11 protein-coding genes are annotated in these 13,658 nt (G+C 60.3%); 3 read left to right on the top strand and 8 right to left on the bottom strand.

Translation table 11 applies throughout. The annotated features are described in order from the left end of the window. From ABFT80_RS07770 to aztA, 6 genes are all read right to left on the bottom strand, one after another. Complete coding sequence (locus tag ABFT80_RS07770) at positions 1 to 2,085, bottom strand: 3-hydroxyacyl-CoA dehydrogenase NAD-binding domain-containing protein (RefSeq protein ID WP_347971297.1); 2,085 nt, start codon at positions 2,083 to 2,085, stop codon at positions 1 to 3. A 54-nt stretch (positions 2,086 to 2,139) separates the two neighbouring features. Next, positions 2,140 to 3,366, bottom strand: a complete 1,227-nt coding sequence (zigA, locus tag ABFT80_RS07765) for a zinc metallochaperone GTPase ZigA (RefSeq protein WP_347971296.1) — start codon at positions 3,364 to 3,366, stop codon at positions 2,140 to 2,142. A gap of 77 nt (positions 3,367 to 3,443) precedes the next feature. Beyond that, positions 3,444 to 5,192 (bottom strand): zinc metallochaperone AztD, encoded by a 1,749-nt coding sequence (gene aztD / locus ABFT80_RS07755; protein ID WP_455189892.1) that lies wholly within the window; start codon positions 5,190 to 5,192, stop codon positions 3,444 to 3,446. 138 nt (positions 5,193 to 5,330) lie between these two features. Beyond that, positions 5,331 to 6,275, bottom strand: coding sequence for a zinc ABC transporter substrate-binding protein AztC (aztC, locus tag ABFT80_RS07750; protein ID WP_347971295.1), 945 nt, complete (start codon positions 6,273 to 6,275; stop codon positions 5,331 to 5,333). 19 nt (positions 6,276 to 6,294) lie between these two features. Further along, positions 6,295 to 7,161 (bottom strand): zinc ABC transporter permease AztB, encoded by an 867-nt coding sequence (gene aztB / locus ABFT80_RS07745; RefSeq protein ID WP_347971294.1) that lies wholly within the window; start codon positions 7,159 to 7,161, stop codon positions 6,295 to 6,297. Then, the gene (aztA, locus tag ABFT80_RS07740) at positions 7,161 to 7,955 is read right to left on the bottom strand and encodes a zinc ABC transporter ATP-binding protein AztA (protein ID WP_347971293.1); all 795 of its coding nucleotides are present in this window, start codon (positions 7,953 to 7,955) and stop codon (positions 7,161 to 7,163) included. The genes aztB and aztA overlap by 1 nt, the downstream gene beginning before the upstream one ends. A 189-nt stretch (positions 7,956 to 8,144) precedes the next feature. Between aztA and ABFT80_RS07735 the strand changes: the two genes are divergently transcribed. Continuing rightward, positions 8,145 to 8,489 carry a RidA family protein gene (locus ABFT80_RS07735; RefSeq protein WP_347971292.1) on the top strand — a complete coding sequence of 115 codons (345 nt, stop codon included), beginning with the start codon at positions 8,145 to 8,147 and terminating at the stop codon, positions 8,487 to 8,489. A 61-nt stretch (positions 8,490 to 8,550) separates the two neighbouring features. On the opposite strand, the gene hutC is transcribed toward ABFT80_RS07735, so the two are convergent. Beyond that, positions 8,551 to 9,279, bottom strand: a complete 729-nt coding sequence (gene hutC / locus ABFT80_RS07730) for a histidine utilization repressor (RefSeq protein ID WP_347971291.1) — start codon at positions 9,277 to 9,279, stop codon at positions 8,551 to 8,553. Beyond that, entirely contained in the window at positions 9,279 to 10,634 is a 1,356-nt protein-coding gene (locus tag ABFT80_RS07725) for a formimidoylglutamate deiminase (protein WP_347971290.1), read from the bottom strand. The genes hutC and ABFT80_RS07725 overlap by 1 nt, the downstream gene beginning before the upstream one ends. A gap of 84 nt (positions 10,635 to 10,718) precedes the next feature. On the opposite strand from ABFT80_RS07725, the gene hutI reads away from it, so the two are divergent. Both hutI and hutH read left to right on the top strand, forming a co-directional pair. Further along, positions 10,719 to 11,948 carry an imidazolonepropionase gene (hutI, locus tag ABFT80_RS07720; protein WP_455189899.1) on the top strand — a complete coding sequence of 410 codons (1,230 nt, stop codon included), beginning with the start codon at positions 10,719 to 10,721 and terminating at the stop codon, positions 11,946 to 11,948. 174 nt (positions 11,949 to 12,122) lie between these two features. After that, complete coding sequence (gene hutH / locus ABFT80_RS07715; protein WP_347971288.1) at positions 12,123 to 13,658, top strand: histidine ammonia-lyase; 1,536 nt, start codon at positions 12,123 to 12,125, stop codon at positions 13,656 to 13,658.

Raw genomic sequence — 13,658 nt, 5'->3', positions numbered from 1 at the left:
TTATTTCTTGGCCAGAATGTGAGCCAGCGACACGCCTTCCGCAACTGCATTTTTTAACAGTTCGGACGGTTTGAAAACATCGTTTCCGGTTTTCCGATGCCAATGTTCAAGACGCTCGACGATCTTGCCCAGACCTTCGGTCTCAGCCCAGAACATCGGGCCTCCCTTGCCGACCGGAAAACCGTATCCGTTGACCCACACTATATCGATGTCGGAAGGCCGCGCGGCAATAGCTTCTTCGAGAATGCGCGTGCCTTCATTGATCATCGGATAGAGCGTGCGCTCGGTGATTTCCTGCGCGTCGATCTTGCGGCGCTCAATGCCGCGTACCTTTGCCTTTTCCTCGATCAGGCGGGCGACATCCGGGTCCGGCACGGGTTTGCGCGAGCCCTCCGGGTAGAGATAGACGCCCCGGCCGGTTTTCTGGCCAAAATGACCTTGCTCGCAAAGCGTATCGGCGATGATCGCCGTCTTGCCCAGCGCCTTCCTGTTGCGCCAGCCAATGTCGAGACCAGCAAGGTCCCACATCTGGAACGGCCCCATCGGCCAGCCGAAATCCGTGAAAACCTTGTCGACTTCGGCAGGTGACGCGCCTGCGAGCAGCAGCGCTTCGGATTCCGAACCGCGCGCGCCAAGCATCCGGTTGCCGACGAAGCCGTGGCAGACGCCGACGACGACCGGGATTTTCCCGATTTTGCGGCCAAGCGCTACGGCAGTCGCCAGCACGTCCGGCGCTGTCTTTGCTCCGCGCACGATTTCCAGCAGCTTCATGATGTTGGCGGGCGAGAAGAAATGCAGGCCGACGACATCCTGCGGTCGGCTGGTCGAATCCGCGATTTCGTTGACGTCGAGATATGAGGTGTTGGTGGCTATGATCGCCTTGTCGTGCGCAACGGCCTCGATTTTGGCGAAAACGTCCTTTTTGACCGCCATTTCCTCAAAAACGGCTTCGATTATAAGGTCGCAATCGCCAAGATCGGCATAATCGGTCGTGGTTTTGAACAAAGACAGGCGCTTTGCCTTGGCGTCTTCGCTGAGCGAGCCGCGCGACACCGAGACGGTGTAGTTCTTCTCGATCGTGCCAAGCCCGCGCTTCAGCGCATCCTCGTTCATTTCCAGAAGCGTGACCGGGATACCGCCATTGGCGAAAGCCATCGCGATGCCGCCGCCCATCGTACCAGCGCCGATGACGCCGACGCGCTTGATGGATCGCGGCGTTACATCCTTGCTGACGCCCGGAATTTTTGCCGCTTCACGCTCGGCGAAGAAGAGATGACGCTGGGCGCGCGATTGCTCGCCGGAGACGAGCTTTTCGAAAAGCGCACGCTCTTTCGCCAGCGCCTCATCGAAAGGCAGGGTGATTGCATTGCGGACTGCCTCCGCACAGGCAATCGGCGCTTCCAGACCGCGTGCTTTTTTAGCGAGTTCGGCAGCCTTTTCATCGAAAGCTGCGAGATCGGCATCGCGAATTTCATCGGAACGGTCGCGGATCGGCGAAAAATCGAGGCCGGCCTCAACCTTTTCGCGCGCAAATCGCACGGCATTTGCCACAAGCTCATCTTCGAACACGGCATCGACCAGACCGTTTTCACGCGCATCTTGCGCCGAAATCGGTACGCCGGACACGATCATCTCAAGCGCCTTGATCGGCCCGACGAGGCGCGGCAGACGAACGGTTCCGCCACCGCCCGGAAGAATGCCGAGCTTCACTTCCGGCAGGCCGAGCTTGGCCGCTGCGTCCGCGATGCGGAAATGGCAGCCGAGCGCCAGCTCAAGTCCGCCGCCGAGCGCTGTTCCGTGGATTGCAGCGATTGTCGGCTTTTTGATCGTCTCCAGAAAGGCGATGATGTCGCTGAGATCCGGCCGCTGCATCGGCTTGCCGAATTCGGTGATGTCTGCGCCGGCAACGAATGTCCGTCCGGCGCAGGCGATCACGATGGCCGAGACGCCCGCATCGCCGTCCAGCTCGCGCAGGAGCGCCAATATCGGCTCGCGGACGTGAAAGCTCATCGCATTCACCGGCGGATTGTCGATGGTGACGATTGCGATTTCGCCATCGCGGCGGACGGTCACGTACTCGGCCATATCTCACTCCCAGCATGCCAGATAGGAGCCGAGTAGGGCGAAATGACCCTGCGGTCAATTGTTGTTGGCAGGCCGCCAATCCGGGAACGGGTCTTCGAGATCGCGCCAGCGCTCCGGCTCGAAGGTATCGTCTTCGACAAGGCATGTGTCGAGTTCGGCGCGAATGCGAACCTCGTTCATCGGGTCGCAACCGATGAAGACGAGTTCCTGCCGCCTGTCGCCCCATATGGGATCGAGATAGGGCTTCATCACCTCCAGCCATTCGGGGTGATCGGGCCAGCGATTGCGCGGAACCGACGCCCACCAAAGGCCGCGTTTTCCGGTCCTGACCAGAGCGCCTGCCTGACTGAATTCACCGACATGATGCGGGCGGGTTGCCAGCCAGAAAAAGCCCTTGGCGCGCACCACGCCCGGCCAGTCGCGATTGACGAATGTCTGGAATTTCATCGGATCGAAGGGACGGCGCGCGCGGTAGACGAAGGAGCGTATGCCATATTCCTCGGTTTCGGGAATGTGGTCCCTGAAACCGTTCAATTCCTTGAACCACAGCGGGTGCTGCTCGGCCTTTTCGAAATCGAAGCGCCCGGTGTCGAGTATCTTGTCGAGCGAAACGCGACCGAAATCGGTTTCGATGATTTCCGCGTCGGGGTTCAACGAGCGGATGATGCGCTGCGCCATATTGCGCTCGCCGGGGCGGGCGGCGTCGATCTTGTTCAATATGATGACGTCGGCGAATTCGATCTGCTCGACCAGAAGATCGACAAGCGCGCGCTCGTCGCCTTCGCCAGCCGTTTCGCCACGGTCCCGCAGAAAATCAGTCGAGGAGTAGTTTTTCAGGAGATTTGCGGCATCGACGACCGTGACCATCGTGTCGAGGCGCGCGACATCGGAAAGGCTCTGGCCGTTCTCATCGCGGAAGTCGAAGGTGGATGCGACGGGCAGGGGTTCGGAAATGCCGGTGGATTCGATCAGCAGATAATCGAACCGGCCTTGCTCGGAAAGCTGGCGAACCTCGTTCAAAAGATCATCGCGCAAAGTGCAGCAGATGCAGCCATTGGTCATTTCGACCAATTGTTCCTCGGTGCGCGAGAGGTTCGCGCCGCCATCGCGGATCAAGGCGGCGTCGATGTTGATCTCGCTCATGTCGTTGACGATGACCGCGACGCGGCGGCCTTCGCGATTGTTGAGAACATGGTTGAGAAGCGTGGTCTTGCCCGCGCCAAGAAAACCGGAAAGCACGGTGACGGGCAGGCGATTTGAGGGTTTGGCTGTGTCTAGCATGGCGTGCCTCCTGGTGTTTCGGGGAAGAAGCGCCCGGCCCTGGATGGCCGGGCGGACAATGCGGGTGATTCAGGCCGTCAGTGCGCCATCATCTCGTGCACGATCTCCTTCGCATCCAGGGAGGATGCATAGTAGGTCGGCCAGTTCGTCACTTCCTCCAGCAAACCTGCGCGGTCATCGCCCCAGTAGAGGTGATAGTGATCGGCCTTTTCCGGCGCGATCTTGTGGTCGCTGAACTGGATGTATTGCGGGGCGGCGGCGTCACCCCCGGTCTTTTTGAAGATGAAGCGCACGCCGCGATTGCCCGCCTCGTAAGTCAGGATTTCATGGCCGTCGCTGGCATAGCGGGCCTCAAGCGGTTTCCCGCCCTCGAAGAACTTTACGCTGTCGCCATCGATTTCGATGCGCTCGACATTGGTCCGGTAGCCGATTTCGTAGTAGGCGCGATATTCGTCGGCGCTTTTGTCTCCGTGTTCGGCCTTGTGCGCCATGACCGGATCGAGCGTTCCGTCCTGCAGATAGGAATAGACCGACTGCCAATCTCCGGCCCAGTCCGACAGGGCGCGCTCCTTGACCTGATCGTCCTCAAAATAGCCCTTGTAAAACGGATCGTTGTGATCGTGGCCGTGTTCGTGGACTTCTCCGGAGCCGCCGACCGCGACGATGTTGAAGGGTTTGCCTTCGACGGCAACTTCGCGCACCGGCTCGAATTTTTCGGCATCGAGAACATGGATGCGGCTCTTCAGCGGATCGGTGACGAAGATTTCATCGCCAGCAACCGCGATGCGCGGGCGCGGGTCGTTCCAGTGGCCGTCCATGCTGTAGGGATCGGTGAGTTTTACGGATTTGACGATTTCGCCGCCAACCACATCCAACTGATGGAGCGAACCGTCCTCGGTGAAGATGTATGCGAATTTCGGACGCACGGAATCGACGGCGAAATGCACCCGGCGCGTCGGCAGCTCGATCAGGCGGAAGCCTTCCGCACCCTCCGTCGGGTCGATGAGAACGACGCGGTTCGGTCCGTAATTGCCGAGGAAATATTGCAGGCCTTTTCCGCCGAGCAGGGTCGTCGTTTTTCCCTCGGGAAGCGTGTCGGGGTAGGGAACATGCTCGATCGCAGGGCCTTCAGCGCCTGATTTCACGACCAGCAATCCGGTTGCGCAGGCGATTGCCAGAATATTGCCCGACGAGGCTTCGCCGTGCAGGTCCGGGCAGGCATTGAGCTCGCCGATTTTTTCGCCATCGTCACCCAGCACCTGAATGCCGATCGGCAATTCGTCCGGCCTGTCCTTGTTCGGCTCGGTCAGAAGCACGTGCTTGCCATAGGCGACCGCCACGCCGTGATGCGGGGCATCGGCGTGAACATCGAGCGTTTCGGATTTGCCTTCGAGGGCCGCCGTTTCGGTCAGGATGCGGACGACGCCTTCTCCATCGAAGAACAGCGCGATCTTGCCATTGTGATCGACGAAATGGGACGGCTTCTTGCCCGCGACGGTAACGTCCGTCAGCTTCGGTGCTTCGATCTTTATATCGCCGTGGTCGCCATGATCTTCGAAGGCGATGCCCGACGAAATTGTGGACACGACATCATTGTTGCCCTGAACGGCGAAGATCGTCTTGCCGCTATCGGTGCGGTAGAGGCGGGAAGGGCCGGTGAGTTCGAAACTGTCGATCACTTCGCCGGAGCCTGCATCTATCGCGCGGACAGTTGCACTTTCATGGTCTGCGACGAACAGGCGCCAGGCGCTTTTTCCCTCCGCCGCGGCGGGCGCGCAAAACGCGAGCAGCGCCAGTGCCGAGATCGTGTTTCTGAGATGGGACATGATTTTCCTTCCAGTTTTTGGACGAGCGAAAGCCTTCGCCTGCAAATGTGCAGCCGAATGGATGGATTGTTATTTTATAACGTATATTACCGAGAGCTGAAAAACGGGACCGGAGTCCCGCCTTTCACGGTGAGGAAATCAACTTCCCTGAACGGCGCCTTTAATCGTCGCGATGTTGTGTTTCATCATGTCGATATAGGTCGCGGCCGGACCGTCGGCCTTTGAAAGCGCATCGGAATAGAGCGAGCCGCCAATCTTCAGATCGGTTTCGGATGCGATCTGCTCGATGAGGCGCGGATTGGTGATGTTTTCCACGAAAATCGCGGATGCCTTATCTTCGCGCACCTGCTTGATGAGGGCTGCGACATCGGCGGCGGATGCTTCGGATTCCGTCGAGACGCCTTCGGGCGCGAGGAACTTGATGCCATATTCATGCTCGAAATATTTGAACGCATCATGCGAGGTGATGATGACGCGCTTGTCTTCGGGAATGCTTGCCACTGCCGCCTTTATTTCCGTGTCGAGGGCTTCGAGCTTGGCCTGATAGGCTTCGGCATTGGCTTTGTACGTGTCGCATCCGGCAGCATCGGCGGCGCAGAAGGCCTCCGCGATGTTCTTCACATAGACTTCCGCATTGTGAACCGATTGCCAGGCGTGAGGATCGAACTCGCCATGATGATGGTGGCCTGCCTCATGCGCGTGTCCTTCCTCGCTTTCATGGGCGTCTTCCTCATTCTTGAGCACTTCGCCGCCCTTCGTCAGTTCGACGATTTTCGCCTTCGTGCCGCTGGCTTCGACCAGACGCTGAAGAAAGCCTTCGAACTGGAGGCCGTTGGACAGCACGACATCGGCCTTCGAGAGAGCGACGGCATCGGCCGGGCGCGGCTCATAAACATGGGCGTCGCCATCCGGCCCGACCAGAGTGGTCAGGTCGATGCGGTCGCCGCCGACATTCTTCGCGAAATCCTCGATAATCGAGAAACTGGCGACTACTTTGATGTTTTCAGCCGACGCTGCGGACAGAGCGAAGGGGGTTAATGTTATAACAGTCGAAAGAGCGGCGAGGCGAAAGGCTTTCAACATTGGGAGATTCCTTTTGTGTTTAGGCTGTGCGGTGCCGGTGCTGACGCGCGCGGATATTGAGAATGCCGCGCGTGCCGAAAAGCATGGATGCGATGTAGACGACACCGGCGGAAAGGATGATCGCCGGGCCGGAGGGCAGGGAGGCGTGGTAGGAAAGCAGCAGACCCGCGATGCAGGACACGCAACCGATGAGGATTGCGAGCAGGCACATCGGCTCGACGCGCGCGGTCCAGAAGCGGGCACCGGCAGCAGGCAGCATCATGAGGCCAACCGCGAGAAGCGTTCCAAGCGCCTGAAAGCCGCCGACGAGATTGAGCACGACTAGGCCGAGAAACACGAAATGCACAGGTGTTCCAAGGCGGCTTACGGAGCGCAAAAACAGCGGGTCGAGACATTCCGCAATCAGCGCGCGCCAGAAAATCGCCAGCAGCAGAAGCGTGACGCCGGTTATCATGGCGATAAGCGACAGCGCATCGTTGTTAAGCGCAAGGACCGTGCCGAAAAGGACATGCATGAGATCGACGCTGGAGCCGCGCATCGAAACGATAAGAACGCCGAGCGCCAGCGAAATCAGATAGAAAGCGGCCATTGAGGCGTCTTCTTTCTGGATGGTGAAGCGCGATACCGCACCGGCGCCAAGCGCCACCAATACGCCTGCGGCAAGGCCGCCGATCGTCATCGGAACGATTTGCAGCCCGTAGAGCAGGAAGCCTGTGGCCGCGCCCGGCAGAATGGCATGGGCCATCGCGTCGCCGGTAAGGCTCATGCGGCGCAACATGAGGAATACGCCGACGGGGCAGGAGCTGAGCGACAGCATCAGCGAGCCGAAAAGCGCGCGCTGCATGAAGTTGAATTCGACGAAGGGAGCTATGAGAAACTCGTACATCACGCCGCCTTTCCCGAATGGGAATGGTCGTGTCCTTCGGCGCTATGGTCGTGCGGGTGTTTGTCTTCGCCGCACCACGGGGCGTTTTCGCGCCATGCCTCGTCGAAGCGCCTTGCGCGCAGCAGGTTTTCGGCGTGAAGCGTCTCGTGTGTTTCGCCCCAAGCGACGGGCTGGCGGGCCAGCAGCAGCGTTTCGGGAAAGTGCTCGCGCACCAGTTCGAGATCGTGAACGACGACGAGGATCGTGCGCTTTTCGCCATGCCAGCGCTTGATGAGCGCGATGAGATCGCCGACCGTTTTCGCATCGACGGCATTGAAAGGCTCATCAAGCAGGATCAGATCGGCATCCTGCACCAGAACGCGCGCGAAAAGCGTGCGCTGCAACTGGCCGCCGGAAAGCGTGTCGATGGGGCGTTTTTCGAAACCTTCGAGGCCGACGGCGGACAGCGCTTTCGAGACGCTTTCGCGGTCTTCCTTCGTGTGGCGTCCAAGCAGCCCGCGACGCGGCCAAAGGCCCATCGAAACCAGATCGACGACGCGCGCCGGGAAGGAGCGATCGAGTTCCGATTGCTGGGGAAGGTAGGCGATGCGCGTGCCATTGCCTGTCAGGCAGACGCCGGACATCGGTTTCAATACGCCGACAATGCCCTTCATCAGCGTGGATTTGCCAGAGCCATTCGCGCCGACAACGGCAGTCAGCGAGCCGGTCGCGACGGTGCCGGTCAGGTGATGCACCGCCGGATGGCTGCTGTAGCCAAGCGTCAAATCTTTGAATGTCAGGCAGGCGTCGGTCATCGGTGATCTTGCGCAGGTGAATTTGGATTATCGAGTTATGTGATATTATTACATTCGTCAACCGCAAAGATGGTTTTGTGGTGGAGAGCGAGCCTTGAAGGACGCACCCCTCACCCTTGCCAGTTTTCCGGGAACAGACGATAAGGCGCGCAGGCCACGTGGCCCGTTGATTATCGAGAGGAAAACTAGATGAGCATTCGCCGTATTGAAGCCGGACCGCGCATGAGCCAGGCCGTCATCCATGGAAACACGGTCTATCTTGCAGGGCAGGTGGGCGAGCCGGGTACGAGCGTCACCGACCAGACGAAGGCCGTTCTGGCTTCGGTCGATGCGTTGCTGAAGGAAGCCGGTTCGGACAAGTCGAAGATCCTCCAGGCAATCATCTGGCTGGCCGACATGAAGGATTTCGCCGAAATGAACGCCGTGTGGGACGCATGGACGGACGGCACGAACACGCCAGCCCGCGCCACCGGCGAAGCCAAGCTCGCGACGCCTGACTACAAGGTCGAGATCATCGTCACGGCTGCGATCTAAAACGAATGTCGCCCGAAAATGGATGCCGGTTTCGGGATTAAAGACATGCGCAAGAACGCCTTCAAGGCGTGAAGCGGGCGACCAGCGTGTGGCTGTCCGCTGAATAGACAAAGCGCACATGGGTTACGGGTTTTTCCGAACTCCATGTGCGTCGCTCTACAACAAGGCACGGCGCGCCGCTTGCGATTTCCAGCGCCGCCGCCGTCTCTGTGTCTGCCGCCGCAGCACTTATGCGATGTTCGGCAGCACTCCACGGAACACGGTTGACCAGCCAGGGACCGGATGCGGTTTCGCGAAACGGCTCGTCGCTGGCTTCGGGAACCGAAGTGAGGCTGATCAGGCGTTCTTCGAGGCAGAAGGGCCGCTTTCCCGCAAAATGCCTGCTTTTAAGAAGCAGAACCGGCTCAGCCACGGTCAGGCCGAGCACCATCTTGTCGGATGCCGTGCTTTTGCGGCGCGATCTTTCATCCAGTTGATAGCGATAGGGTAGACCGAGCGCTTCGACTTCGGCTCGAATGTCGTTGATTTCGAGAATCGCGGCTTCCGAATGCGGGCGGCGTACGAAACTGCCTGAGCGCCGTCGCCGTTCGATCAGGCCGGTGCGCGCCAGTTCCGACAGCGCCTTGCTGACGGTCATGCGCGAGCAGCCATATTCTTCCGTCAGCTCATGCTCATAAGGAATGCGGTGCCCCGGCTTCCATTCGCCGTTGACGATGCGCGCGCTTATGTCGGCAAGGATGCGCTGGTGGAGCGAAACCGTTTCGGTGGATTTTTCCGGCAGGGCCGACATCAGGCAGAACTCAATTCCTTCATCGCCGCCTTATATCGCGTTGCGACATTATCGCGATGGATATGTTTGCCGTCGCTGACGAGTTTTCGGCCCTGTACCCAGACGCTGTCGATTGCCGCGCCATTGGCGAAAATCCACGCGTCGAGGATCGCGTCGTCGGTCTTGCCGGTAAGGGTAGGGTGGTCCGCACTGAGCGAGACGAAATCGGCAGGCGCGCCAACCGCGAGTTCAGATGGACCGGCACCGAGAGCGACTGCACCGCCTGCAAGCGCACCGTCGAACAGCGTGCGGCCGTTCGACTGGCCGGGTGCGGCCAGAACGTTGCGGGCGCGGTGGGCGAGGCGCTGCGAATATTCATATTGGCGCAATTCGTCGGGCAGGCCGATCAAGACGTTGGAATCCGAGCCGATGCCGAATAAGCCTCCCTGCTCCCGAAACAGGGGGCCTTGAAACGTGCCGTCACCGAGATTGGCTTCAGTGATCGGGCAAAGCCCGGCAATCGCGCCGCTCTTTGCCATGCCGATCGTCTCGGCGTTGGTCATGTGAGTCGCATGGATAAGGCACCAGCGCTCGCTGACATCCGCATTCGCCAGTAGCCAGTCGACGGGGCGCTGACCGGACCACGCGATGCAATCCTCGACTTCCTTCACCTGCTCGGCAATGTGGATGTGGATCGGCGTGCCGGGCGAAAGCGTTGCCAGCGCCGAAAGTTCGTCCGGCGAAACGGCGCGCAGACTGTGCGGCGCGACGCCGACAATCGCGGTCTTTTGCGATTTCACTGCATTCCGGCAGCCTTCGAGAAGCTTTGCATAGGAATCCAGATCATTGATGAAGCGGCGCTGGCCGTCTCCGGGTGCCGCGCCGCCGAATGTCGAGTGGGCGTAAAACACCGGCAGCAAGGTCAGGCCGATGCCGGTGTGCCCGGCAGCAGCGGCGATGCGCTCGGCCATTTCTGCAATGTTATTATAATGTGTGCCATCGCGGTCATGGTGCAGATAATGAAACTCGCCGACGCGGGTGAACCCGGCCTCCAGCATTTCGACGTAAAGCTGGGCGGCGACGGCCTCCGCCTGATCCGGGGTCATCGAGAGCGCGAAACGGTACATTACATCGCGCCAGCTCCAGAAACTGTCCGCAGAGTGGCCGCGGGTTTCGGCAAGCCCGGCCATGCCGCGCTGGAATGCGTGGCTGTGCAGATTTGGCATGCCGGGCAGGAGAATCGCGTGGCGCTCGTCGCCGGGCTGCGGCGCGGCGTTCGGGGTGACGCCGGTGAGCAAACCATCCTCCCAGACAAGCCGGACATTGGAATGCCAACCATTTGGCAGCAGGACCTTTTCCACGAAAATCGCCGTCACTCAATTTCTCCATCAGGAAATAACTTGCGCCTGTTTCTCATATGTATATACATAAACCGTTCTTAAGGGGAACGAAAAATGAGCATGTTTGACCCTAAGGCGGCATCGGATGGCAAGCGTTTGTGGCGAAATGCCCGTCTCGCAACCCTCCGCGAAGACCAGCCGGGAATTGGCATCGTAGAGAACGGAGCGATCGTCGCTGAAAGCGGCGTGATCGTTTATGCCGGTTCCGAACAGGATCTGCCCGCATCGATGCGCGACGCACAAATAACCGACTGCGAAGGCCGCTGGATCACGCCCGGCCTGATCGACTGCCACACACATCTTGTCTATGCGGGCGACCGCGCCAAGGAATTCGAGCTTCGGCTTGCCGGTGCAAGCTACGAGGAAATCGCGCGCGCTGGCGGCGGCATCGTCTCGTCGGTAAAGGGCGTTCGCGAGGCGAGCGAGGATCGTCTGGTCGCGGAAACGCTGCCGCGTCTCGACGCGCTGATCGCCGAAGGCGTCACCACGATCGAAATCAAATCCGGCTACGGGCTGGACGTCGACAGCGAGCGCAAATCGCTGAAGGCCGCGCGCCGGTTGGAGCGCGAGCGCGCGATTTCCGTGTGTACGACGTTTCTCGGTGCACATGCGCTTCCGCCGGAAGCCAAGGGCGACAAGGCCGCTTTCATCACCAGCATCGTTGAAGACATGCTGCCCGCGATTGCGGCGGAAGGTCTGGCCGATGCGGTCGATGGTTTCTGCGAAGGCATCGCGTTTTCGCCTGATGAAATCGCCCGGTTGTTCGATGCGGCCAAGGCGCTGAACCTTCCGGTCAAGCTGCATGTCGACCAATTGTCGAATTTGCATGGTGCCGCCCTTGCCGCCCGCTACGGCGCACTTTCGGCAGACCATCTCGAATATACGGATGAAGAGGGCGCGCTAGCGATGGCGCAGGCAGGCACGGTTGCCGGTATTCTGCCGGGCGCATTCTACTTCATACGCGAGACGAAAAAGCCGCCGATCGAGCTTTTCCGCAAGCATGGCGTGAAGATGGCCGTTGCAACGGATAGCAACCCCGGCACGTCGCCGCTGACCTCGCTTCTTCTGACGATGAATATGGCGGCCACGCTTTTTGGTCTGACCGTCGATGAATGCCTTGCCGGCGTGACGCGCGAAGCAGCGCGGGCGCTTGGCCTGCTCGAGCGCACCGGTACGCTGGAAGCCGGAAAATCCGCCGATCTCGCCATCTGGAACGTCGAGCGCCCGGCCGAGCTTGTTTATCGCATGGGTTTTAACCCGCTGCATGAAAGAGTTTGGAGGGGGATGTGATGGTTGCGCTAAGTCGCCCCCACTCCGTCCCTACGGGCCACCTCTCCCCCTGCCCGGGGGAGAGGAAGGGCTGCCGCAATGTCGGCGCTTATCCAGCTTGGTTTCCTCTCCCCCGTATGGGGGGAGAGGTGGCCCGAAGGGACGGAGTGGGGGCACTTACTACGGGGAAAGCCAATGACTGATCTCGTTCTAAACCCCGGTCACGCAACACTCGCCGACTGGCGCGAAATTTATCGCGGGGCGGACGCCTCGCTCGATCCGTCCTGCAAGCCTGCGATCCGTGCAAGCGCTGAAACCGTGGCGAAGATCGTCGCTAAAGGCGAGCCGGTTTACGGCATCAATACGGGTTTCGGAAAGCTCGCCAGCGTGCGCATCGACGCGGCTGATCTGGAAACGCTTCAGCGCAATATCGTGCTGTCGCATGCAGCCGGTGTCGGCGAGCCGATGCAGCCTGCGGTCGTTCGACTGATGATGGCGTTGAAGCTTGCGAGCCTCGCGCAGGGCGCTTCGGGCGTTCGTGAAACAACGGTCGATCTGCTTGAGGCCATGCTGGTAAAAGGCGTGGTTCCGGTTGTGCCTGCACAAGGTTCGGTCGGAGCATCGGGCGATCTGGCGCCGCTTTCGCATATGACGGCGACGATGATTGGCGTCGGCGAAGTCTGGTTCGGCGGCGAGCGCCTTTCCGCCGAAGACGGTTTGGCCAAGGCCGGGTTGAAGCCGGTGACGCTGGGGGCCAAGGAAGGTCTGGCGCTGCTCAACGGCACGCAGTTTTCCACGGCCTATGCGCTGGCCGCATTGTTCGAAGCGGAAACACTTTTCAAATCCGCACTCGTCACTGGCGCGCTTTCGACGGATGCCGCGCGGGGTTCCGATGCGCCGTTCGATCCGCGCATTCATCTGCTGCGCAAGCATGAAGGCCAGATCACAACCGCAGCCGCGCTGCGCGAGCTCATGGCCGGAAGCGCCATTCGCGCCTCGCATCTGGTTGGCGACGAGCGTGTGCAGGACCCGTATTGCCTGCGCTGCCAGCCCCAGGTGATGGGCGCAGCATTGACAATTTTGCGGCAGGCAGCAGTGACTTTGGAAACCGAGGCCAACGGTGTCACCGACAATCCGCTGATTTTCTCGGAAGACGGCACGGCACTTTCCGGCGGCAATTTCCATGCGGAACCGGTGGCTTTCGCGGCGGACATAATCGCGCTTGCGGTCTGCGAAATCGGCTCTTTGTCGGAACGCCGCATCGCCATGCTGGTCGATCCGGCGCTTTCGGGAATGCCTGCGTTCCTGACACCGAAGCCGGGTCTGAATTCCGGTTTCATGATCCCGCAGGTGACGGCGGCGGCGCTTGTTTCGGAAAACAAGCAGCGCGCCTATCCGGCAAGCGTGGATTCGATCCCGACATCGGCCAATCAGGAAGATCATGTCTCGATGGCCGCCCACGGCGCGCGCCGTCTTTTGCCGATGATCGAGAATGCGACCGCAGTGATCGGCATCGAATTGCTGGCTGCGGCGCAAGGCTGCGATTTTCATGCGCCGCTGGCGTCGAGCACACCGCTCGAGGCCGTGCGCAAGCTGATCCGCGCGCAAGTCCCGCATCTCGACAATGACCGGCATTTCCACCCCGACATGGAAAAGGCGATTGCGCTGGTTCGCTCCGGCAAGGTCGCCGACGCGGCGTCTGCGGTCGCGCTTCCGGGCGTCGAGGGGTGA

It is taken from the genome of Foliimonas ilicis, from assembly GCF_039939195.1.
Taxonomy (GTDB): Bacteria; Pseudomonadota; Alphaproteobacteria; order Rhizobiales; family Rhizobiaceae; genus Foliimonas; species Foliimonas ilicis.
Note: the sequence above shows the minus strand (reverse complement) of the source record. Positions and strands in the feature narration are given on the sequence as shown.